The organism is Onishia niordana (assembly GCF_004798965.1).
GTDB classification, from domain to species: domain Bacteria; phylum Pseudomonadota; class Gammaproteobacteria; order Pseudomonadales; family Halomonadaceae; genus Onishia; species Onishia niordana.
Window position 1 is genome coordinate 1 of sequence record NZ_SDSD01000064.1, and the last position, 274, is coordinate 274.

Consider the following 274-nt stretch of genomic DNA (forward strand, 5'->3'; position numbering starts at 1 on the left):
GATGGCACATCAGATGTTATCTAAAACAATTAAGTCTGGTGATGTGGTCGTTGATGCGACCATGGGGAATGGTTGGGATACAGCTTTTCTTGCAGGTTTGACGGATAAGGTATATGCCTTTGATGTGCAAAAGGAAGCCTTAGTTTCAACCCAAGCTTTATTGCAAGAAAAAAAACTAGAAGCCAAGTTAATCTTAGATGGCCATGAGAGTATTGATAAATATGTCAAGGATTCTGTAAAAGCTGCTATTTTTAACTTAGGTTATTTGCCTCGG

1 protein-coding gene is annotated in these 274 nt (G+C 38.7%); it reads left to right on the forward strand.

Features of this window, described 5'->3' with window-relative positions; genetic code table 11:
• Positions 1–274: MnmM family RNA methyltransferase (locus tag ETC27_RS17955; protein WP_240724966.1), on the forward strand; the 274-nt coding region annotated here is incomplete at both ends.